The sequence below is a fragment of the Lactococcus sp. S-13 genome (assembly GCF_004210295.1).
In the GTDB taxonomy this organism is placed as follows: Bacteria; Bacillota; Bacilli; order Lactobacillales; family Streptococcaceae; genus Lactococcus.
The window spans coordinates 838,918-861,627 of record NZ_SDAK01000001.1 but is presented as its reverse complement, the minus strand read 5'-3'; the positions used below and the strand labels follow the sequence as shown (position 1 = coordinate 861,627).

Below are 22,710 nucleotides of genomic sequence, written 5' to 3'. Positions count from 1 at the left end.
AACCAATGATAGCACAAATTCAGCCAGCTGATGAACAAAATTTCATTTTCGTCAGCAGTTTCTCTGTCGCTGTCGCCAAAATCTCAGTTGCGTCAGCAATTTTTCTGTCGCTGCCGCCAGAATCTCAGTTGCGTCAGCAATTTCTCTGTCGCTGCCGCCAGAATCTCAGTTGCGTCAGCAATTTCTCTGTCGCTGCCGCCAAAATCTCAGTTGCGTCAGTAAATTCTCCGCTGCCCCACTAATCCGTCAGTAAAATTTCGCAAAAAAACGCCAGCAATTGAATCTGGCGTTTTTAAATTACTTACGTTTTTGCTTACCAGCGTTACGACCGCCAGTTTTGCGTTCTTTTTCATTGCGTTCACTAGTGATCGCTTTGAAATTTTCTTGAACAGAAGTAGGCGTCACATCTTTGAGCCCTTCGTTATTGATTTTTGGCGGATTTTTGGTAAATTCGTCGTCAATGCGTTTACGCATTTTAGGCTTCATGATAAAGGTAATAATGACTTGTTGAATCACAATCACGAAACCACCCACAGCCCAGTAGAGTGCGACACCAGCTGGCGACATGAATGAGAAAATCACAATCATCGCTGGACTCATAATCAACATGGCCATCCCTGATTTTTTCTGCTCAGGCGTCATTGACAAAGTTGAAATCCAAGTTTGGATGAAATAAAGCACCCCAGAAATAATCACCAAAACCACACTTGGTTTTCCAAGGTCAATCCCATAAAAGGTCGCCGTTGAAATCCCTGTCGTGTAAGCCGCTGCGTTATAAAGAGCGATGAAGAAAGGCCACTGAATCAGCATTGGCAAGCAACCAATCGAAGACAACATATTGATGCCATTGTCTTTTTGAGCCGCCATGAGCGCTTGTTGAGCCGCCATACGTTCTTCTGGCGTTTGAGCATTCTTGACCCGCTCATTCAAAGGCGCCAGCACAGGAGCCAAATAAGCCATTTTTTCTTGCATATAAGTTGATTTGTAAGCTTGATTCAAGCCCAAAGGCAAGATGGCAAAGCGAATAATCAAAGTGACTAAAATGATTGCCCAACCATAGCCCAAATGCAAATTATGTGCAAATAAATCAACAAAGGCAGACATTGGACGCACCAAAGTGTTATACGTTAAGCCATGTTTGGCAGCTTCCGTAGGAACGCGCACCCCGTTTACGATATGTGTGCTGACACAGCCCGACAAAAACAGAAGTCCTGCTGAAGCTAAACCAGCCAAAGATAATTTTTTCTTTAAATTTTTCAAGATAAGTTCACTTTCTATAAATAAAACATACCTTTCTATTTTACCTAAATTTCCACTGAATTTCAATAGGACTAAAGCATGAAAAAAAAACAAACCCCCTGTCAAACCAAAGACAGGAGGGATGAAATTTTTGCCGTAAGTTAATTAGACTTCTTCCATTGCAATGAGGGCTTTCAAAATCGCAGCCGTTTCTTTCCAATCACGAACAGTGATTGTTTCGATTCCCATTTGAACAACAGGGTAGTCATTTCCACCAGGTTGAGTCATATCGCCAAAGTAGAGGATTTCTTCTTTTGTGACATTCAACTCTTCCATGAGGTGATTCATACCAAACTCTTTATTTTGACCAGGTACAAATCCGTTGATTGTTGTTGTACCAGCTACTTCAAACTCGTATTCTGGCGCATATTGGCTGGCCAATTTCGCAATCTCATTACGTTTTGTCATATCTGGATCCCAAGCTTGTTTCGCTTCAACACCAGCTTTTTGACCAATCGCAGAATAAGCAATCATTGATTCACGATTTTCATTGATCTCATCACCAGGAAGCAATACAGATTCGTCCCAATGACCAAGTTCTTTAGCTGCTTTTTCAAGCGCGCCCATGATGGCGTTCGCTTGCTCATCCGTCAAAGCATAGTTGAAAACTTGTTCCCATTTTCCAGCTTTATAAGCATAATATTGAGTTCCTTGAGCAACAAATAAGTGGAAATTCTCCAAATTTGCCGTTTCAGGCAAATTGTTAATGATTTGAATCAAAAATTGGTCATATTTTTGTCCAGAGATTGGAGCAATCACGTATTTTTGAGACAAAGTCGCCAAAAGTTCAGCCATCTCTGGAAAGATAGGCATTTTTGGTTCATTGAGCGTGTTGTCAATGTCGAAACTTAATACTTTTTTCATAAGTTCTCTCCTAATTTTTTCTTTATCAACGCTTACATTATAACACTTTTTCAAAAAAAAAGATAATCTTATACAAAAGATTATCCACTTTTATTTAAAAACGATTTCGACTTTTTTCTAAAGCGGGGACAATTGCCGCCGTCAAAACTACAGCAATGATAACTTCTGTGAGTGAGTTAGTCGCTACGATTGCGCTCAGCAGATAGCCCACCGACCAGTTCAAAACTGACCCAAAAAAGACGAAAATAGCACTTAAAACAAGAATTGTATTGGTTGCCGTGCCCACAAAAGCCGCAAGACCAGCGCCAAAATGATTTTTCATCCCTTTATAAACAAAATAAGGGAAAATACCAATCAAAATTCGAGGCACAAAAGCAATAATCAAAGCCCAAGCAGAGCCATGTTGCGTCCCCAGCACAGGTTGAAAAGGACTAAAAAGAAAGCTTGTTGGTGTTGTCACTATCGTAGCATTTACAAAGGAAATCAGACCCATGATAAAGCCCAAAAATGCCCCCTTGCGCCAGCCTAAAACGATGGAGCCAATAATGACAGGAACATGAAGCAAAGTAGGTTTGACCGGAAAAGGCCAAACATTGATAACAAATTGACTAAATAACTGCACGACAACCATAATAGCAATAAAAATCGCTAAAATGGCCACATCAGATGCTTTCGATTTTTTCATAATAACTCCATTTTATAAAGATTTTTTAAGATTTTCAATAATATTTGGCAAATCAGCAAGCGCCCCTTCACCAAAATCCCCACAGGCCAACAAAGATTTTTTAGGTTGAATTATATTATAATCTATTTCTTTGAGAAACTCAATATTTCTTTGAGTCAAAGGATTTTGATACATTTTAGTATTCATGGCAGGTGCCAAGTATTTTGGAACATCCGCCTCTAAAGCAAGAGCCACTGACGTCACAATATCACACGCGCGCCCTTGGGCCAAGCGACTGATTGTATCTGCTGTAGCAGGCGCAACCAAAAAAAGCTCCGTATTTTTTGCTAAATCAATATGATTGACCACCTCAGGACGTTCTTCATCCATAATGTCCATATGGACTTTATTTTGGGACAAGACCTGTAAAGTCAGCGGGGTGATAAATTGTGTCGCTGCGCGCGTCATCAAAACCGTCACCTCATGCCCCTCTTTGGTCAATAAAGAAATCAAATCCGCAGCCTTATAAGCTGCAATAGAACCTGTTACCGCTAGTGTAATTTTAGTCATCAATTCATCCCTTCCGATTTTTTCAGGATCATGTCAGCAATTTCTGATTTATTTTTTAAGCGTAAAACTTTTTCGTCAGCATTTTTACTGACCATAAGTGCTTTGTGGACTTGCCCGTGAATATTCTCTAAATCATTGGCAAGAATGAAATCCGCCTGATTACTGACCAATTTTTCTCGCGCAACCGTCAGCAACTCTTCCTCACTGACCCCCACTAAAAGCTTGAAGCCAAACAGCAGGACTTGTGGATTCCACTTTTTCACAAAAGTAATAATTTTGGGCGTTTTTTCCAACAGCATGACTTGATAATCTGACTTTGATGAGATTTTTTTAGCTCCCTCAGGACGAAAATGAACCAAATCCATCTTGCTCATTTGATCAGGAAGGCTTTCAAGGCCAGCCATGTAGACTGGGCGATAATCACTCACCGCCATGCTATGGATGACTACATCAACATTTGGCACCCATTTTTCCATTTGCTCATAAAGATTTTGAGTACCCAAAATGCGGATAATCGTCAGATTGACATGATTCTCCGGCACATGAGCATTCGCACCCGCCAACAAAACCACCTCATGACCAGCCCTTAAAAAACACTCCGTCGTCTTTTTACCCAGACTTCCCGTCGCAAAATTACTGATGCCACGCACGTTGTCAATTGGCTCAGTAGTCCCGCCAGAAGTAATCAAAACTCTCATTTTTCACCAGTTTCCTTCATGTTTACTTCATTTTATACTATTAAAAATAATTTATCAAGAAAAGCTTATTGTCTCCTAGAGAAATTGCTGACGTCATTAAAAAAATCTACTGACAACAATCCGTCAGTAAATTCTCTACAATCCGTCAGTAATTTCGGCAAAAATTACTTCTTTTTTCTCATTTCGCCAGCTTGAAAAAGTGTTCCCTCAGGCAAATCAGTAAAAATGACATTGATTGCAGAAGCAGGAGCACCTGCGTGTTTTGCAATAGAATCAGTAATTTCTTTAGCAATTGCAGCTTTTTGCTCAACAGAGCGTCCTTCAAAAAGTTCAACATGGACAAATGGCATCAATAAAATCCTCTGATAAAAATATCAGTCTTTCTAAATATGATAACCTATTTTATCATAAATTTGAGCTCAGCAATAGCCCATCTCAAGCCAAGAGCCAAAAATTGGGTGATAAACCACCAGTTCGTTATGATAGCTTTCATTCATAAAAAAAGAAAGCGTATAAAATTACTGAACAGCTGAGCAAAATTAAAAGACAAACTATGTTAGAATTTAAGAAAGAAGCACCTTAAACACATCAAAGAAAAGGAGAAAAGCGAATGACCAAAACAAATCCACTCAAACCTTTCTTATATCTCATCCTCTTTATCGTAGGAATTGAGGCCGTCGGAGGCTTATCAGGTCTCCTTGCTGGAGATATCAAAGGCGTCTACAATCAACTCAAGCTACCGCCGCTTGCCCCACCAGATTATCTTTTTGGGATCGTTTGGCCGATTTTATACGGCCTCATGGCAGTTGCAGCCTACCTCATTTTTCGTAAGGTAAACACACATAAAAGCGAGGCGCAGCCAGCTTTACTGTATTTCTCATTCCAACTGATCTTGAATTTTATCTGGAGCATCATTTTTTTCAAAGGCTACTACTGGCTAGGCGTCTTGATTATTCTCCTGCTGGATATCATCGTTTATCTCTGCATCATTAAATTTTTTAAAATCAGTAAATTATCTGGGATTTTATTAGTCCCCTACTTTGCTTGGATTAGCTTTGCGACCTACCTTACCATCGCAGTCGCACTATTAAACTAAACCATCCGAAAAAATTTTTAATGAAAAAGGGCACTTCAAAGTCCTTTTTTCTTTCTCACTTTTTCAAAGATAATCTCCCCACAAGATTTGAAATCACAGAAACGCTTATTGAACCATAAAACCATAGCACTCGTCGTTGTTTCTAAGCAAGCTGTCACTTTCTTTATCCAGATAAGATTTGCTATAATTAAAGAAAGGATTGGAGAGATAACTAATGAAGCTATTGATTATAGAAGATAATAATGAAATTCAAAATCTTTTATTGAATTTATTTGAGAACGATTATGATATTGTTTCAGCTTATTCTGGGACAGAAGGTTTGAGCCTCTTTGAGCGTCAAAATATTGATTTAGTTCTATTAGATATTATGCTACCTGGAAAAACAGGAGACGAAGTTCTGAAAGAAATTCGCCAACAAAGCTCTGTACCAGTGATAATTATGACCGCTTTGAGTGAGAAGAACCGAATTAGTGAGTACCTTTTGGCTGGCGCCAATGATTATGTCACTAAGCCATTTGACTTAGATGAACTAGCAGCCCGAGTATTGGTTCAATTACGTAACTATGAAGTGCCCTCCAATAAAAGCGAAACACTTGTTGTTGGAAACTTATCATTAAATTCAGAGGACTTTACAGCCAAAGTCTGTGAAATGGAAATCCGCTTGAGTCAACGCGAGTTTGGTATTCTATCGGTCTTAATGAAAAATCCAAAGCAAATTTTCACTAAAGAACGTCTTTATGAGGCCGTTTGGCAAGAAACTTATCTCCCTGGTGATAACAGTATAAATACCCATCTTAGCAACTTACGCAAGAAATTAGCACGATTGGATGCCCAAACAGACTATATCGAAACAATCTGGGGATTAGGCGTGCGAATTATGCAGGTGAAACATGATTGAAGCGCTCATCTTTTTATTATTTACAACTTTTATCTTTGCTCTATTGTATTTTTCAATGCGTTTTTCACTAAAAAAACTTCAAAAAGATATGATAAAAAAACGTAAAACTCAGACCAACCTATTGCTTACCACAGACAGCCAAGATTTAGAAATGAAAAAGTTAGTAGGGACAATCAATATTACTTTTGAAGAGTTTCGAGCTATAAAAATTAAAGCCTTAAACGATCAAAAATCATTTGAATTAGCAATGCACAATATCACCCATGATATTAGAACACCATTGATGATTGCTAGTGGTTACTCACAAACACTTTTAAAAAATGAGCAACTAGATTTATCAGCCTTGACAAAAATAAAACAGAACCTTGATATTGTATCCAAACGTTTAGAAATTTTACTTGATTATCAAAACTTACTTGAAGATAACGTAAAGCTAGAGATGACAAAAGTTAATCTTATAGAAGTGCTCAAAACGGCATTATTGAAAGATTATGATGTATTCACTGAACGAAATTTTGCTGTAGAAATTGACCTGCCTGATCTTGAAGAATTATTCATTGTTGCTGATCGAGAACTTTTAGAGAGAATTATCCAAAATATTTTAGGAAACATTCTTAAGCATGGTAAAGAAAAAATGAAAATTCAATTGCAAGTCGTTGATCAGCAAATTAAGCTTACTTTCATCAATCAAACTCAACAACCCATTCGGTCAATTGAGAAACTAACAAATCGTTTTTATTCAGAGAACCTATCTTCAACAGAAGGCTCTTCCGGTCTAGGACTTTTTATCACTCAAGAACTAGTAGTTTTAATTAGTGGGAAAATGGAACTCTTTTACAAGGATAACGAATTTAGGGTAAATTTACTCTGGAAATATAAAGAATCTAAAATCTGACCACCCGCATAGTAGGTGGTTTTCTGCTTGCGCGCACTGCACGTTCAACTTCCTAAATCCCTAATTAAAAATCCAAGTATTTCTACTTGGATAAAAAGTCTAACTTTTAGGGTGCATATTAATTTAGGTTATTAGATTTAAAAGGCTTTTTTTCTTTTTTAGGAAGTATCCAGCAGACACCTTTTATTGAATCTGAAACCACTAAAATCAGATATCGTATTTTCCAGTATGTAAATTTTGGATCGTTTCACCACCTGGTAATGGGGGAAGCCCAAGGCTATCTTCGCGGCTAAAAGCTTCAAATAGTCCAGGAGTTAGTTGAGAGTATTCAATTGTTTGAGGACTAATTTTATGGATAATCGACTCTCCTTTTCCTTCAATAATTTTTTTAGTAAAGTTAGGATCAAGTAGTGTCCCACGAGCTACTGCAATGAGATCAGCATAATTTTCGACAGCATCAGCCGCACTTTCTTCCCCAAAGACCTCGCCAACGATTAAAAGTTTCGTTTCATCATCTAAAATTTGTTTAAATAATTGTGAATAAGACTTTTCATTATTTTTAGGTTTCGAGTTATACCCTGCCCATAATGAAAGATGGATGTAGTCAAGTTCATATTTAATCACTTCAGAAATGAGGGAGATTGCATCTTTATAATCATATCCAACCTCTTCCCCGTGAAGCTCTTCAGGAGAGATACGGTAACCAACAATAAAGCCTTTAGGAGCATATTCATCAATAATCGTTTTAACTTCTTTAACTACAGCTAAAGGAAATGCCATTCGTTTATCAAGTGATCCGCCCCATTTATCTGTACGAAGATTAGAAAGTTTTGAAAAAAATTGTTGGATTAAATAATGATTTGCGCCATGAATTTCGACACCATCAAACCCAGCGTCAATTGCTCTTTTTGTGGCTTTACCGAAATCGAGAATAATATCGTCAATCTCTGCTAGTGTGAGTTCACGAACAGGATAATCTAAGAAAGCAAACTCAATAGCACTGGGAGCCACCACATCTAATCCATTAACGTGACGTCCTACAGCAGCTCGCCCAGCGTGATGAATTTGAAGGATTGCTTTATTTCCATCTTTTTTTAGAGCCTGTGCGGTTTTTCGAAGCCCTTCAAGATGAGCGTCAGAATAAACCCCTAATTGTTCAGGATATCCTGGGACATAAGCAGGCCCACCATTTTCACTTACATAATGGAATTCTGTAATTAACATACCTGCCGCTTGTGAACGGGCAGAGTAATATTGAATAGTATCCTCAGAAGCGAAACCACCCTTTAAACCAGAATGAGTTTGCATTGGAGCCATTACAAGGCGATTGTTTAAAGTTGTCCCATGACGTAGGGTAACATGATCAGTGAGTTGATTTGGCATATTTTTATCCTATTATTATTTATTCGAAAGAAAGGAATTATAAGGTTTCCTTTTTAATCTTATGGGCTGAGTTAATGAACAGAAATCACAAGCAATATTTATTACTAGATAGACTAGAGCTGCTAAAAAACGATAAGTTTAAGCTTACTATTTGATTACTTCTACAATGTCTTCAAGAGCTTGACGTTTTTTAGGTGGAATTTCAGTGGCACGATGACCAAATCCTGCCATGTAGGCTACTCCAAATTCTTCTAAGTTAATGAGTCCTTTGCCCTCTAGGTAACTTTCAACTTTATCGATATTAAATCCTTCAATTGGACAACTATCAACACCGAGAAAAGCAGCAGTGGTCATCATATTTGCAAGTGGAATGTAGGTTTGCTTAACTGCCCATTCAAATACTGATTTTTCATCGGTTAATTTGAAATCATGCTCTTGAAACTTTTTGAAAAATTGACTTTGAGGAGAGTTTTCAGAGTAAGAGAGTCCTAACACATCCTCTACAATATGTTTAACATGAGCGCTGTTGAAAACAACATTTTTTCTTGACAAGGCAATAACAAATTTATTCGCCCCTTCCAAGCTGTTCACAGCTCCCCAAGCTATAGGTTTTAAGTCCTCTCTAATTTCTTTGTTATCAATGATTAGGAATTTCCAAGGTTCATAACCAAAAGAACTTGGAGATAACTTGGCACTTTCGAGAATGATATTCCAGTCATTTTCAGTAATAGATTGAGTTGGATCAAATTTTTTGGTTGCAAAACGATTTTTATGGGCAAGTAGTATCATGTTTCTTAATTGTTCTTGATTCATTTTTTTGTCCTTTCTTGTTAGAATGGTCGTTCTAAAATAATTAAAATAAATATATCCAGCCAAAACAGTAAGGATATTTTATTTTAATAGATTTATAGAATAGATAGTGTGGTTTTGATGATGTTGGTGAGCTCAGATTTATTAGGAGAACATTTAACAAGAACCCTAATTCCTATTAAAGCATTATTTAAATAGCTCGCCAGCTCGAAAACATCTGTTTCTTGAGCTATTTCTTCTTTTTCTTTAGCCATCGTTAGTAGGTCTACAAAGAAATTCTTCGTATTATCAAAAAAAAGTTGAACTTGGTTTGAAATTTCATTATTGCGAAGTGCTAATTCAATAGCAGAATTTACAAATAGGCACCCTTTGGGACAAGCTTTTGTCGGAAAAGCAGAGTAATTAAAAATCGCTTCAAACTTTTCCTTAACACTCATTTCATCGTTAATCATTGAAAAATAGTTTTGATTTATAAATCTAGCATATTTTTCCATCACTTTTAGGTACAACTCTTGTTTATCTCCATAGGTATCATAGATACTGCGGCGATGTATTCCTAAATGATTTACCAAGTCTTGAAAAGAAGTATTATCATAACCTTTCTCTAAAAATAGCTCCGTTGCCTTTTCTAGAACTTCATCGTAATCAAATTCCTTAGCTCTAGCCAAATGACACCTCCTTTCTATAATATTAGAACGTTCATACTAATATTAGCAAAAATAAAAAGATATTTCAATTTATTTGTACTCCAAAGAATGCAAAAGCGTCAATTAAATTATTTTTTATTAAGCAAGATGAAAGGATGAATAATCAAATGTCCCACAGTGTCGCTGGATACGCTCTTCTAGTTTTTTTATCTTTTTAAAGGATTTGGGAAATCAAAATTTTATGAATACCCATTTCGGGAAGCTCTTCCCGCTGATTTACAGTAAATTTGGTGAAAGGGACATATCACTTAAGCATCTTTAGCTTTTTGGAGTCTTTTTTATCTAAAGTCCTTTGTAGGATATCTCCAATTCCTATGTAAATCGTTTAATAGATTTTATTTCACACATAAAAAACATACTAAATGTTATTATAAAAACTACAAAAAATAATGATACTGTGATTGAAGCAGGGATTATCGAAGGAGCTATTTTTATTGACATTAAGTAATACACGACTTTGAAAAAATTTCCTGACCATATAAAATATCAGAAGTAGACGAGAGGAGTAGGTAAGTAACGTTTTTCTTATATAAACGAGGAGCTCCTACAAATATAAAATCTTTATAAATTTTTTATAATTCGTTTAATAATATTTGAAATTCGCTTGCTAAAATGGTTTTAGAGATAGGAAATAACCCCTATTACTCTGTTAGATAAAATCCCATTATCGGAGGAGCCTAAAATGATAACTACTATTATCACTAAATTTCACAACATTTTTCGATCCAAGACTTTTTATGTTATTCTGACCATCACACTTCTTACAATGCTCGGATTATTATTCCCTGACATATTCTTCCATTCTTGGTAATAATATTCCAAAATAACTTGATAAAAACTAATATAAATTTAGAATTTACGAAACTTAAATCTTTATAAATTCTTTATAATTTGTTTAATAATATTTGAAAATCGCTTGGTAAAATGATCTTAGAAAGCAGAGGAAATACTTCATGGAAACAGTCTTAAAAATAAACGCCCTCAAAAAAAATTACAAACATCAAAAAGCCCTCAAAGATGTCACGATGACAATCAACCAGGGGGATATTTATGGACTCATCGGTCGAAACGGAGCAGGAAAAACAACATTGCTCAAAAGCATTACTCGAATGATTTCGCCTAGCAGTGGTGAAATCCAACTCTTCGGTTCAACTTCAAGTTCAGAGTGGACGGAAGCGCTTGCTCGTACTGGAGCAGTCATTGAAACTCCCGTAGCTTATGATAATTTGACAGCTTATCAAAATTTGGCCTATTACTGTAAATTAAGAGGAATTCCGGATGCCAAAACGCGAATCAGAGAAACCCTTGAGCTGGTTGATTTAGCAGATACAGGTAAAAAGAAATTTAAACAATTCTCCCTCGGAATGAAACAAAAGTTAGGAATTGCCATTGCGATTTTATCTCAACCCGATTTTTTGATCCTGGATGAACCCATTAATGGCTTGGACCCTATCGCAATTGCCGACTTCCGTGAATTCATTTTGCGCCTCAATCGTGAACGGCAGATGACTATTATCATTTCCAGTCATATTTTGTCTGAATTGTACGCTGTTGCTACACGTTTTGGATTTATCAACCAAGGGCAATTGGTTAAAGAACTCTCGAAAGATGAATTTGATGCTTTGAGTGAAGAACACATTGTCTTGAAAACATCACAAGTACCAGAAAGTAGTCAAGTTTTACAGGATAAAACGAACTATCTGTTCAAGGTAGTTAGCCCGAATCAAATCAATATTTTTGGTAAAAACCACCAAATTGGAGAAATTACCAGCTTATTGGTTCAAAACCAAATAAATATAGAAGAAATTCACTATTTCAAACAAGATCTGGAAAGCTATTTCATGGGCTTAATTTCAGAAGGGGGAAACTAATATGTTAAATACTATTCGCGCCGATTTTTACCGTCTTTTTCGCTCTAAAGCATTCTATATCACACAGCTGCTTTTAGTGATTTTAATCGTTGGAACAGTCGCATCACAAAAAATGGCCACCATTATGGAAGTATCTAAAGATAAAGCTTCTCTAGCGGACGCTAATCCAGCTTGGACAGGAGTTCAATCCGTTTTAAACTTGAGTAGCATGGCTACCTTCCTAGTTTATTTCTGTCTCTCTCTTTTCGTGATTACGATTGGTTATGATTTGTCACGTGGGATGTTGAAAAATATGTTGACTTCTGGGATTTCTCGGGAACGCTTCTTTATTTCAAAATATATTGTTTTCCTTTTAGTGACTGCTTTCCAATTTGTGCTCTATTATGGGACGACTTTTATAGTGGCAAGTTTACTTCATGGAGTTGGAAAAATTTCTCTTGATTTCTTGAAACTTTTTAGTGGTGGCGTTGCGCTACAATTCCTTTTATTGCAAGCAACTTTTGCGATTGGAATTTGCATTCTTTACTTTACATTTGCGACAGTATGGCCAGTTCTTGGTGTGATTGCGATTCCCTTTGCGATTGGGGTAGCCTCTTTTACTCTTCCAAAAGTGGACTGGTTGTACCAATTTGCTTTTTCAAATCAAGTGGCCTATGCAATGGTTCCACAACCAACGACAGAAGTTGTAAAACTTGTTGGAAGTGCAGTTGGTGTTCTTGTGATTCTTCTCGGTTTAGCCTTCTATAATTTTAAGAAAAAAGAATTATAAAATGAAAACTTGTGCTTAGCACAAGTTTTTTATTTTGTAGATTTTTTGTCTATGACTTAGAATATGATACATATGAATATTTCGTCATGAAAATGACCTCCAAAGGTTAGATTTTTCGTCCAATAATTGGGTGTGCTGCACTATAGAAAAGTTGGTAGATAACCTCTTGTTGATTTGTAAGACTAATAAATTCTTTAACGGCATTTTATATAAAGTAGAGTTTATTTTTTTATATTTGTTGAATTCCTAAAACAAGGAGATACGTTAAAATACAAGTGAAATATGATATAATTTAAAGGGTATTTTTATTTTATGCCTGCACTTAAAATGTGAGTGACTTAATGAGAAATTGAGTAGAAAATGGGTAAAATTGGGAATTTCACAAAGAGGTTAAAAATTTGATAAATGGAAATAATCATTGATATCAACAGTTTATTAAGATAAAATAATACAAAGGAAAAGGTAATGGCACAATTATATTTCAAATATGGTACGATGAACTCTGGAAAGTCCATTGAGATTTTGAAGGTTGCTCATAATTATGAAGAACAAGGAAAACCAGTTTTATTGATGACCTCGAGTCTTGACACAAGAGCTGGAGTGGGCACAGTAGCGAGTCGGATTGGAATGCACTCGGAGGCAATAGCAATTGATGACAGAACGGAAGTTTTTGATTATGTTTCAGCATTGCCCCAAAAACCTTACTGTGTGTTAGTTGATGAGGCGCAATTTTTAAGTAAGAAGCACGTCTATGATTTTGCTCGTGTAGTGGATGAATTGGGTGTGCCAGTCATGGCCTTTGGATTGAAAAATGATTTTCGTAATGAACTTTTTGAAGGTTCAAAGTATCTTCTATTGTTAGCAGATAAAATTGAGGAAATTAAAACAATCTGCTGGTATTGCAGTAAGAAAGCAACAATGGTGATTCGGACAATTGATGGTAAGCCTGTTTATGAGGGCGATCAGCTGCAAATTGGTGGTAATGAAACCTATATTCCAGTTTGTCGGAAACATTATTTTAAACCAGAAATTTAAAGAAAAAGGTAGACGTGCGCCCTCGTAGGAGAGGAGTTTGTAGATACAATACAGCAGCACTTCACCAATTTTCTAAAAGGAGGAAGATATGTTTTATCATTTTAAAGGGACAGTTACAGCACAAGATTACACAAAGATTCTCACAGTGATGTCAAAACGCTTGATGCTTGTCTTTTCAGGAGCGATGCTTCTTTTTACAGGAATCAACGTAGCAATAAATCGTCAGCAATGGGCGGTGTCAGTGTTCATGGGTCTTATTGTTCTTGTCGTTGGAAATTTATTTTTGCGTTGGCAACTTAAGAGTCGTTTTTTGAAAAATTTCAAACCCCAGACAATTGATATGTATGTGACAGAAGAACAAATTAATGCCCAAATGAATGTACGGAATGTAGAAATTTTTTCAGATCGCGTTCATTTCTTCGAAGGAAGAAATCAAGTTATGATTTTCAAAAAAGAAATGTTGCAAGACGTGACCCAATGGGAAGCATTTGTGACGATGGCAAAAAATTTACCACTAAAAACTAAAAAATAATTAAAGGAATTAAAAAATGTTTGATCAATTAGAAGCAATGGTTGGAAGATACGAGGAGCTGGGTGAGTTGTTGTCTGACCCAGAGGTTGTTTCGGATACGAAGCGCTTTATGGAGTTATCGCGTGAGGAAGCGGATTTAAGAGATAAAGTTGCGACTTATAATGAATACAAAAAAGTTCTTACAACGATTAGCGACAGCGAAGAAATGCTGGGTGAGGGCGGACTTGATGATGAGATGAAAGAAATGCTCAAAGAAGAGCTCTCAGAGGCAAAAACGCAAAAAGAAAAACTTGAAGAAGAAATTAAAATCTTGCTTTTGCCAAAAGATCCTAATGATGGGAAAAACATCATCTTAGAAATTCGTGGGGCAGCTGGTGGTGATGAAGCCGCACTTTTTGCTGGTGACTTACTTAATATGTACCAACGTTTTTCAGAAGCACAAGGTTGGAATTTTGAAATTATGGAAGCAAACATTACAGGAATTGGTGGATACAAAGAAGTTTCTGCTTTGATTTCTGGTGCCTCTGTTTATTCTAAACTTAAGTACGAATCAGGCGCTCATCGGGTGCAACGCGTGCCAGTCACTGAAACTCAAGGACGCGTGCATACGTCAACGGCAACAGTTTTGGTTATGCCCGAAGTTGAAGAGTTTGAATTAACCCTTGATCCCAAAGATTTACGAGTAGACATCTATCATGCTTCAGGTGCAGGTGGACAGAATGTCAACAAAGTGGCCACAGCTGTGCGGATGGTTCACTTGCCAACAGGCATCAAGGTGGAAATGCAAGAAGAGCGGACGCAACAGAAAAACCGTGACAAAGCTATTAAATTGCTCAACACTAAAGTTTTTGACTACTATCAACAAATTGAGCTGGATAAGCAAAATACAGAACGTAAGGCAACTGTCGGAACTGGTGACCGATCAGAACGTATTCGAACTTATAATTTCCCACAAAACCGAGTGACTGACCACCGTATTGGATTGACTTTGCAAAAATTAGATACGATTTTATCAGGGAAAATGGATGACGTGATTGATGCGTTAATTGTTTATGATCAAACGAAAAAATTGGAAGAACTGAATCAATGAGTTTTGAATTTGAAGGTTTTATAATACAAAAAGCAGGGTGTGAAAAACGGCTCATGCAAACTGCTAAAAAAGTAAATAATGTGTCAACTCAAGTGACGATTTTTCACGCAAAACGAGCGGATTTAGCACTTGATTTCCTTTACTGTCAAGGGGCAAATGGAGATACTTGGATTGTTGCAGAAAATGTCGAAAGCCTTTCGCCTCATGTGCATCGAGCGGAAAAAACGCGGATGTCTGTGGATAAGTTTGAGGAAAAGCACTATTGTCGTTTGTGGCAAGAGGTCAAAAAAAACGAAGACTGGAGTCAGACAAAGAAAAGCTTGCCACTCTCAGAGCTAGGGAAATACAGCACGCTTCCCTTAAGAACACGTTTTGCTGACTTTGGTGCAACGGTGGGAACATTGGAGCAATTGCTGAAATCAACCAAAAGAGATCGAGGGCAATTTGGTTTACTTTTCCCTGCTGGGGAGCAACAAGTACCAATTTGCGCTTATCTATTGACGCGAGTTTTGCCACTGCTTTAAGACATGAAAATGTATAATTATCCTTTTGGAAAATAGAACACAAGATAACCTCTATTACATATAGAGGTTATCTTCTATCATGACCCCTCACAGATTTTTCTTTTTATTTTGGAGAAGTCTAATGTTTTTTGGAAGGAATCCGGATTATAGCATCAACTAAAGCTTGAATAATGAAAAAAGTCTGAAAACATCAGGCTTTTTTGCTATACTTGTTTTATGGAAAATACTGGAAAAATCTGGGCACAAGCTGTGCATGAATTGTCAGCTCAATTGTCTGAGCCATTTGAGTTGGAATTTGTTTGGCGGAATTTGAATGAACTCAATAAATTAGCGTGGTTGAATTTGTTGCGTGAGAAAATTACTGATGCGGATTTAGCTGCACTTACGGAAATTTCAGAACGCTTAAAAAGGCATGAACCTCCTCAATATATTGTTGGTTGGGCTGAATTTTGTGATGTTCGCCTTGGGGTGGATTCGCGCGTGCTGATTCCTCGACCTGAAACTGAAGAATTAGTTGATTTGATTTTAGCCGAGAATAAAAAGGCTGATTTGCGAGTTTTGGACATTGGAACGGGTTCGGGAGCAATTGCGATTTCTTTAGCCAAAGCTCGTCAAAATTGGAAGGTCATGGCTTCTGACTTATCGCAAGGAGCACTAGATTTGGCAGCTGAGAATGCAGCAAGTCAGCAAGTAAATCTTCATTTTATCAAATCTGATGTTCTTGAGAACATTGATGAGGAATTTGATGTGATTGTTTCAAATCCACCTTATATTGCCCACGATGAGACCTATGAAATGGACGAATCAGTCATCAAATACGAGCCAGATTCTGCTCTTTTTGCCGACAATCAAGGTCTAGCAATCTACGAAAAAATTGCTCAAGAAGCTCCAGAACATTTAAGCTCGTCAGGAAAAATCTACCTAGAAATTGGTTATAAGCAAGGTCGAGCAGTGCAAGCTATTTTTCAAGAAAGCTTTCCAACGAAAAGTGTTCAAATCCATCAAGACATTTTTGGTAAAGACCGAATGATTAGCGTAACATAAAAAGAAGATTAAAATGCAAAACTTAAATTTCACAGAAATTACTCGCCAAAAAAGAGATTTTCTCCCCTTGCTTTTACTTGCTGATGACGGGGAGCATCTTGAAAATTATTTGGAAAGTGGGAGCTTATTTTTACTTTCAAATCGTGAAAAAACACCCATAGCCGTGGCCCTTGTCGCTTATAAGCAGGCAGGAATCTATGAAATTGAAAATTTTGCGGTGTCAACTCACTTTCAAAAAAGTGATTATGGACGCAAAATGATGCAATTTCTCTTAGAATATTATCAAGAGAAGATAAAAGCAACAGAAATTGTCTTGGGGACGGATGATGTTTCAGGGAATGTTCAATTCTATGAGAAGTGTGGTTTCACAATCACACATAAAATTCCCAATTATTTTATTGAACACTATGAAAATCCTATTTTTGAAGGAAAAAGTCAACTCAAAGATAAAATTTATTTAAGAAGGAAATTAAGATGAAAGTTGAAAACGATTTGCGAACGATGGCTTCATTTTTGCAAACACAAATTATGGAAATAAAAACCTTGATTGATTCAGGAAAAGTCAAAAAAGCCAAAGAAAGTTTGAATTTTTTTCAGGCGGGTCTGACAAATTTTACCCAACGAATTGAAAAACTTGATGGGAGCTACCCTGGAATTTCGCGCCGCCTTTTCAGGCATGTTTACAAAGTTCCTCAAGATGTGCAGCAAAAAAAAGAGCACTTACTTCAACAAACCGCGCAGCTCCAAAAAGTTTTAGATAAAGAATTCGAAAAACAACGCAACAGTGATGATCGTAAGCAGGGTAAGGCTATCAAAGCCTTGCAAGCTGGCGATCTGGCAATTTTGCCAACGGAGACGGTATACGGTCTTTTTGCTAACGCCCTCAATGAACAAGCTGTTCAGAAGCTTTATGCAGTTAAAGGACGTCCCACTGAAAAAGCGTTGAATATGAATGTGTCAAGTTTTTCTGACATCATAAAATACAGCAAAAATCAGCCTGCCTACCTTGAAAAGTTGGTGAGCAATTTTCTACCTGGTCCTCTGACAATTATTTTAGAGGCATCAGATCAAGTGCCGGAGTGGATTCATATTGGAAAAACGACTGTTGGCTTTCGTATGCCTGAGATTGTAATGACTCAAAAAATAATTAAAGAAGTTGGAGTTTTAGTCGGCCCTTCAGCCAATTTAACGGGTTCACCAAGCCCTCGTTTTTTTGCGGACTTAAGTCCAGCTATTTTGAAAAATTCGGCTGTTGCCGTCCAAGATGACAGCATTTACGGTTTGGATACGACTATTATTGACTTGACTCAAGAAAAGCCAACTATACTGCGTCAAGGAGCAATAACCAAGGATGAATTAGTCGCGAAAGTTCCTGAGTTAGAAGAAATTCAATAAAAGTGCTGGCTAATTTAAAAGAATTCTGTTCAAAAATCTTCTGTTAATAAAAATATCTGATTTTCAAGGCGAGTTGTTTCAAAAAAATAGCCCGAGCCGATATAATAGAACTAATGACAGATTTAGGAGAATATTATGATTTTTGATAAAGAAGATTTTGAGACCTTTGATCCAGAACTTTGGGCTGCTATTCATGCCGAGGAAGTTCGCCAAGAGCAAAATATTGAGCTAATTGCTTCTGAAAATATTGTATCTAAAGCAGTTCTTGCTGCTCAAGGTTCAGTGTTGACGAACAAGTATGCCGAAGGTTATCCTGGGAAACGTTACTATGGTGGGACAGAAGCGGTTGATATTGTTGAGAATTTAGCAATTGAACGGGCAAAGGAACTTTTTGGGGCTAAATTTGCCAATGTGCAAGCTCACTCTGGTTCTCAAGCTAATGCTGCGGCTTATATGGCCCTAATTGAGCCTGGCGATACGGTCTTAGGGATGGATTTGAATGCTGGGGGGCATTTGACTCATGGGGCTTCGGTGAATTTTTCTGGAAAAATGTATCATTTTGTGGCCTATGGTGTCAATCCTCAGACCGAACTTTTGGATTATGATGAAATTTTAAAGATTGCTAAAGAGGTACAGCCTAAATTGATTGTAGCTGGTGCATCGGCTTATTCACGAGTGATTGATTTTGCAAAATTCCGTGATATTGCTGATCAAGTAGGGGCAAAATTGATGGTTGATATGGCGCATATTGCAGGGCTTGTAGCGACTGGAGCGCATCCAAGTCCAATCCCTTATGCTGAGGTGGTGACAAGCACGACGCATAAAACACTTCGGGGCCCACGTGGTGGAATGATTTTGACCAATGATGAAGGTTTGGCAAAGAAAATCAATTCGGCGATTTTTCCTGGCTTGCAAGGTGGGCCATTGGAACACGTGATTGCTGCGAAGGCTGTCGCCTTTAAAGAGGCTCTGGCGCCTGAATTTACGGATTATATCAATCAGGTCATTAAGAATACACAAGCGATGGCAGAAGAATTTGCTAAAGTGGATGGTTTGCGTTTGATTGCTGGAGGTTCAGATAATCACTTGTTAAATCTAAAGGTCTTAGATTTAGGAATCAACGGTAAAGAAGCACAAGATTTGTTGGATACAGTTCATATCACGCTCAATAAAGAGGCTATTCCAGATGAAACTTTATCTCCTTTTAAAACTTCAGGTGTGCGTATTGGAGCAGCGGCGATAACATCAAGAGGTTTTAAAGAAAATGAGGCGCGTCAAGTAGCCCAATTGGTGGCGAAAGCACTGGTTGGTCATGATGATGAAGGGATTCTTGAAGAAGTGAGAAAAGAAGTTTTAGCACTCACTCAACGCTTCCCTTTGTATTAAAAAACGAACAAAATCAAGCTAATCATTAGCTTGATTTTTTTATGATAAAATTAAGGTCATTTTAAAATAGAAATGATATAATGTAAAATGTAAAGGCTGTAAAAAATGAACTGTGATAGATGAAATTGAGAAAATTCAATAAAGAAACAGCCAGAAAAAAACTAGGTAAGTGATAATGTTAAAAAAATTGATAGGGATGATAATGCTGGTGCTGATTGCATGCGGTGGTTTTTATGTTTACCGTGCGCACAAAAATGTAAAACACGTGATGACTTATGAAGCAGCGGTAGAGAAAAGTTTGAAAGCACAAGGGCTGAGTGGGGATACAAGACTTGCTCTAGCGATTATCTATACGGAAACAAAAGGTAAAAAAGCCGATATTATGCAATCAAGCGAAAGTTTGAATGGCAAAGCAAATGAAATTTCGACAGAGGAAGAAAGTATTCAGCAAGGAATTGCTAATCTTTCGAAAGTTTTGGAATACGCTTCTGAAAAACAAGTCGATGTGTGGACAGGCGTTCAAGCTTATAATTATGGAAGTGCTTATGTGGATTACATTGCGCGTCATGGAGGTAAAAATACGATTGCTCTATCCAAGACTTATTCACGTGAGGTGGTTGCGCCCAGTTTAGGGAATACGACGGGGGAGACCTACTATCATTTGACGGTGGATTCGCTTCTTTATAACAAGGGAAAACTCTACTCTAACGGTGGGAATATTTTCTATGCCAAGGAAGTGGAGTGGAATATGTTTTTATTGGATTTGTTGGATTGGTAAGAAAAAACTATTGAGTAATGTTTAGCTCAGTGGTTTTTTTCTTGTTTAAATTTTCAGACGATTGTAGTATAATAAAAAGAAATAAAATAGTCGTAGTTTTTGGAAAAGAGAGTGTTATGGTTTATAATTTTGGTGCTGGGCCAAGTGTACTTCCGCAGGAGGTATTGAAAAAGGCTCAAAAGGATTTGCTTGATTTTGAAAATACAGGGATGTCAGTCTTGGAAATCTCACATCGCTCGCAGAATTTTCAAAAGGTCATTGATGAAGCTGAGAAAGATTTACGTGAGTTGATGGGGATTCCTGGAAATTATAAGGTGCTTTTTTTACAAGGAGGAGCTTCCACGCAATTTTCGATGGTGCCACTTAATTTAGCAGTGGGCAAGAAAGCTTATTACGCAATTTCGGGTGCTTTTGGGAAAAAAGCTTATGATGAAGCGGTAAAATTGAGTGAATTTTTGAATTTAGAAGCGATTAGTTTGGGTTCAACTGAAGCGGAAGCTTATAAGCGACTTGTCAATATTGATGAGTGTCAGATTGATAAGAAAAACGCGGCTTATCTTCATTTGACAACGAATAATACAATTGAGGGGACGACGGTTTATCCAGAAGCTTTGCCTGAGGGGGCTGATGTTCCTTTGGTCGCAGATATGAGTTCAAATATTTTAGCTGTGGATTATGAGGTGGAGAAGTTTGGCTTGATTTATGCGGGGGCTCAGAAAAATCTGGGCGCTGCTGGTTTGACACTTGTTATTGTCCGTGAGGATCTGTTGAATGCTCATTCGACTTTATCTTCGATGATGGATTATCAAATTTTGTCCAAAAATGGTTCGATGTATAATACACCGCCTACTTTTGCGATTTATTTGGCTGGGTTGGTGTTTAAATGGGCGAAAAAACAAGGGGGAGTTAAGGCGCTTGAGGCGAATAATCGAAAAAAAGCGCAACTGCTCTATGATTATATTGATCAATCAGGCTTTTACCAAAATCCTGTGGTAAATCGAGCGCAACGTTCAATTTGCAACGTTGTTTTTACGAGTCCTAGTCAAGAATTAGATGCTTTATTTGCCAAAGAGGCTGCAAATGCAGGCTTTAATTATATCAAAGGGCATCGCTCGGTTGGGGGGATGCGTGCGAGTATTTACAATGCTTTTCCTTTGGAAGGTGTGATTGAGCTGATTAAATTTATGAAAGAATTTGAGGAAAAATACAGATGACTTATCAGATTAAAACGATTGGAAATAATATTGACCAAGCTGCTTTGGATGAGGTGGGGCAAGGATTTTTGGTGAATCAAGTGCCAGAGGAGCTGGCGGATGCTTTTATTTGTCGAGCTCAGCCTTTTCATGATTATGAATTTTCAAAATCTCTTTTGGCGATTGGACGTTCTGGTGCTGGTTTTAATAATATTCCTATTGAAAAGTGCGCAAGTAAGGGGATTGTTGTCTTTAATGCTCCTGGTGGCAATGCGAATGCTGTTAAGGAGTTGGTTTTATCGATGATGATTTTTGGGACTCGCAATTTGAAACCGGCCAATAAATGGTTGACGGCTCAAAAGGGGACAGATGAAGCGATTGATGCAGCGGTTGAGCATGGGAAAAAAGCTTTTTCTGGTTCAGAAATTTCTGGGAAAACCTTGGGCGTGATTGGGCTTGGGAACATTGGTTCTCGTGTGGCCAATGATGCGCAACGTTTGGGGATGAAGGTAATTGGTTATGATCCTTATCTTTCGATTGAGCACGCGTGGAATTTGTCTCATCATGTGAAACGGGTGAATGAGTTGGCTGAAATTTTTGAGCGGGCGGATTATATCACAGTGCATACGCCAGCAACGGATGAAACAAAAGAAATGCTCAACTGGGAGAATTTATCCAAGTGTAAAAAGGGTGTGATTTTGCTGAATTATGCACGTGATGAAATTACTGATAAGGATGCGGTTTTGCGAGCGATTGATGAGGGAATTGTGCGCTTTTTTGGGACAGATTTTGGTTCGGAGAAATTTTATCATCATCCTCAAGTCTTTTTGACGCCTCATTTGGGTGGGTCAACGGCTGAAGCGGGCTTGAATTGTACGCGTATGGCGCTGGATTCGGTGCAAACTTATTTGAAAACGGGTGAAATTATTAATTCGGTCAATTTTCCGCGGGTCTTGCAGGAATTGACGACGCCTTATCGGGTGACTTTGATTAACAAAAATGTGCCAAATGTTGTGGCGAATCTTTCAATGGCGGTAGCGGAAGAAAATATTAATATTGCTAATATTGTCAATCGTGGTCAGGGGGATTTTGCATACACTTTGCTTGACTTGGATGAGCAGGATGAGGCTAAGCTTGCTGCTCTGGTGTCTCGTTTTGAAGCGGCGGACAATGTTGTGCGTGTGCGTTTGATTAAAAATGAGGGATGAG

26 protein-coding genes are annotated in these 22,710 nt (G+C 37.6%); 17 read left to right on the top strand and 9 right to left on the bottom strand.

Annotated features, from left to right (window positions below):
• Positions 1-5: 5 nt before the first annotated feature.
• Complete coding sequence (locus EQJ87_RS04235) at positions 6-242, top strand: hypothetical protein (RefSeq protein ID WP_130123489.1); 237 nt, start codon at positions 6-8, stop codon at positions 240-242.
• A 55-nt stretch (positions 243-297) separates the two neighbouring features.
• Here EQJ87_RS04235 and yidC read toward each other — a convergent pair whose 3' ends face one another.
• From yidC to EQJ87_RS04205, 6 genes are all read right to left on the bottom strand, one after another.
• Positions 298-1,260, bottom strand: coding sequence for a membrane protein insertase YidC (yidC, locus tag EQJ87_RS04230; RefSeq protein WP_130123488.1), 963 nt, complete (start codon positions 1,258-1,260; stop codon positions 298-300).
• A gap of 144 nt (positions 1,261-1,404) precedes the next feature.
• Entirely contained in the window at positions 1,405-2,163 is a 759-nt protein-coding gene (locus EQJ87_RS04225) for an HAD-IIB family hydrolase (protein WP_130123487.1), read from the bottom strand.
• 94 nt (positions 2,164-2,257) lie between these two features.
• Entirely contained in the window at positions 2,258-2,848 is a 591-nt protein-coding gene (locus tag EQJ87_RS04220; RefSeq protein ID WP_130123486.1) for an ECF transporter S component, read from the bottom strand.
• 12 nt (positions 2,849-2,860) lie between these two features.
• The gene (coaC, locus tag EQJ87_RS04215; protein ID WP_130123485.1) at positions 2,861-3,397 is read right to left on the bottom strand and encodes a phosphopantothenoylcysteine decarboxylase; all 537 of its coding nucleotides are present in this window, start codon (positions 3,395-3,397) and stop codon (positions 2,861-2,863) included.
• Positions 3,397-4,095, bottom strand: coding sequence for a phosphopantothenate--cysteine ligase (locus tag EQJ87_RS04210; RefSeq protein ID WP_130123484.1), 699 nt, complete (start codon positions 4,093-4,095; stop codon positions 3,397-3,399). Before EQJ87_RS04210 ends, coaC begins: the two co-directional genes overlap by 1 nt.
• Before the next feature lie 164 nt (positions 4,096-4,259).
• Positions 4,260-4,445, bottom strand: a complete 186-nt coding sequence (locus EQJ87_RS04205) for a 2-hydroxymuconate tautomerase (protein WP_130123483.1) — start codon at positions 4,443-4,445, stop codon at positions 4,260-4,262.
• 260 nt (positions 4,446-4,705) lie between these two features.
• Between EQJ87_RS04205 and EQJ87_RS04200 the strand changes: the two genes are divergently transcribed.
• The 3 genes from EQJ87_RS04200 to EQJ87_RS04190 all read left to right on the top strand — a co-directional run bounded on the left by EQJ87_RS04200 (position 4,706) and on the right by EQJ87_RS04190 (position 6,984).
• The gene (locus EQJ87_RS04200; RefSeq protein WP_130123482.1) at positions 4,706-5,191 is read left to right on the top strand and encodes a TspO/MBR family protein; all 486 of its coding nucleotides are present in this window, start codon (positions 4,706-4,708) and stop codon (positions 5,189-5,191) included.
• A gap of 214 nt (positions 5,192-5,405) precedes the next feature.
• Positions 5,406-6,089, top strand: coding sequence for a response regulator transcription factor (locus EQJ87_RS04195; protein WP_130123481.1), 684 nt, complete (start codon positions 5,406-5,408; stop codon positions 6,087-6,089).
• The gene (locus EQJ87_RS04190) at positions 6,082-6,984 is read left to right on the top strand and encodes a sensor histidine kinase (RefSeq protein WP_130123480.1); all 903 of its coding nucleotides are present in this window, start codon (positions 6,082-6,084) and stop codon (positions 6,982-6,984) included. The genes EQJ87_RS04195 and EQJ87_RS04190 overlap by 8 nt, the downstream gene beginning before the upstream one ends.
• 207 nt (positions 6,985-7,191) lie before the next feature.
• On the opposite strand, the gene EQJ87_RS04185 is transcribed toward EQJ87_RS04190, so the two are convergent.
• From EQJ87_RS04185 to EQJ87_RS04175, 3 genes are all read right to left on the bottom strand, one after another.
• The gene (locus EQJ87_RS04185; protein ID WP_130123479.1) at positions 7,192-8,367 is read right to left on the bottom strand and encodes an NADH-dependent flavin oxidoreductase; all 1,176 of its coding nucleotides are present in this window, start codon (positions 8,365-8,367) and stop codon (positions 7,192-7,194) included.
• 147 nt (positions 8,368-8,514) lie between these two features.
• A complete protein-coding gene (locus EQJ87_RS04180; protein ID WP_130123478.1) occupies positions 8,515-9,180 on the bottom strand; it encodes an NAD(P)H-dependent oxidoreductase in 666 nt (221 codons plus the stop codon).
• Between the two features lie 92 nt (positions 9,181-9,272).
• The gene (locus EQJ87_RS04175) at positions 9,273-9,845 is read right to left on the bottom strand and encodes a TetR/AcrR family transcriptional regulator (RefSeq protein ID WP_130123477.1); all 573 of its coding nucleotides are present in this window, start codon (positions 9,843-9,845) and stop codon (positions 9,273-9,275) included.
• A 992-nt stretch (positions 9,846-10,837) separates the two neighbouring features.
• Here EQJ87_RS04175 and EQJ87_RS04170 point away from each other — a divergent pair.
• The 13 genes from EQJ87_RS04170 (at position 10,838) to EQJ87_RS04110 (ending at position 22,709) form a co-directional block, all read left to right on the top strand.
• Complete coding sequence (locus EQJ87_RS04170; protein ID WP_130123476.1) at positions 10,838-11,755, top strand: ABC transporter ATP-binding protein; 918 nt, start codon at positions 10,838-10,840, stop codon at positions 11,753-11,755.
• Position 11,756: 1 nt separating this feature from the next.
• Positions 11,757-12,524: an ABC transporter permease gene (locus tag EQJ87_RS04165; protein WP_130123475.1), complete on the top strand. Its 768-nt coding sequence runs from the start codon at positions 11,757-11,759 to the stop codon at positions 12,522-12,524.
• A gap of 465 nt (positions 12,525-12,989) precedes the next feature.
• Complete coding sequence (locus tag EQJ87_RS04160; RefSeq protein WP_130123474.1) at positions 12,990-13,559, top strand: thymidine kinase; 570 nt, start codon at positions 12,990-12,992, stop codon at positions 13,557-13,559.
• Between the two features lie 88 nt (positions 13,560-13,647).
• Positions 13,648-14,091 (top strand): hypothetical protein, encoded by a 444-nt coding sequence (locus EQJ87_RS04155; protein ID WP_130123473.1) that lies wholly within the window; start codon positions 13,648-13,650, stop codon positions 14,089-14,091.
• A 16-nt stretch (positions 14,092-14,107) separates the two neighbouring features.
• The gene (prfA, locus tag EQJ87_RS04150; RefSeq protein ID WP_130123472.1) at positions 14,108-15,181 is read left to right on the top strand and encodes a peptide chain release factor 1; all 1,074 of its coding nucleotides are present in this window, start codon (positions 14,108-14,110) and stop codon (positions 15,179-15,181) included.
• The gene (locus EQJ87_RS04145; protein ID WP_130123471.1) at positions 15,178-15,705 is read left to right on the top strand and encodes a hypothetical protein; all 528 of its coding nucleotides are present in this window, start codon (positions 15,178-15,180) and stop codon (positions 15,703-15,705) included. Before prfA ends, EQJ87_RS04145 begins: the two co-directional genes overlap by 4 nt.
• A gap of 216 nt (positions 15,706-15,921) precedes the next feature.
• Positions 15,922-16,749, top strand: a complete 828-nt coding sequence (prmC, locus tag EQJ87_RS04140) for a peptide chain release factor N(5)-glutamine methyltransferase (protein WP_130123470.1) — start codon at positions 15,922-15,924, stop codon at positions 16,747-16,749.
• A gap of 13 nt (positions 16,750-16,762) precedes the next feature.
• Positions 16,763-17,227: a GNAT family N-acetyltransferase gene (locus EQJ87_RS04135; RefSeq protein ID WP_130123469.1), complete on the top strand. Its 465-nt coding sequence runs from the start codon at positions 16,763-16,765 to the stop codon at positions 17,225-17,227.
• Positions 17,224-18,144, top strand: a complete 921-nt coding sequence (locus EQJ87_RS11690) for an L-threonylcarbamoyladenylate synthase (RefSeq protein WP_130123468.1) — start codon at positions 17,224-17,226, stop codon at positions 18,142-18,144. Before EQJ87_RS04135 ends, EQJ87_RS11690 begins: the two co-directional genes overlap by 4 nt.
• Positions 18,145-18,279: 135 nt before the next feature.
• Complete coding sequence (glyA, locus tag EQJ87_RS04125; RefSeq protein ID WP_130123467.1) at positions 18,280-19,530, top strand: serine hydroxymethyltransferase; 1,251 nt, start codon at positions 18,280-18,282, stop codon at positions 19,528-19,530.
• Positions 19,531-19,705: 175 nt separating this feature from the next.
• Entirely contained in the window at positions 19,706-20,308 is a 603-nt protein-coding gene (locus EQJ87_RS04120; RefSeq protein WP_130123466.1) for a lysozyme family protein, read from the top strand.
• A 116-nt stretch (positions 20,309-20,424) separates the two neighbouring features.
• Positions 20,425-21,522 carry a 3-phosphoserine/phosphohydroxythreonine transaminase gene (gene serC / locus EQJ87_RS04115; RefSeq protein ID WP_130123465.1) on the top strand — a complete coding sequence of 366 codons (1,098 nt, stop codon included), beginning with the start codon at positions 20,425-20,427 and terminating at the stop codon, positions 21,520-21,522.
• Complete coding sequence (locus EQJ87_RS04110; RefSeq protein ID WP_130123464.1) at positions 21,519-22,709, top strand: 3-phosphoglycerate dehydrogenase family protein; 1,191 nt, start codon at positions 21,519-21,521, stop codon at positions 22,707-22,709. The genes serC and EQJ87_RS04110 overlap by 4 nt, the downstream gene beginning before the upstream one ends.
• Position 22,710: the final 1 nt, after the last annotated feature.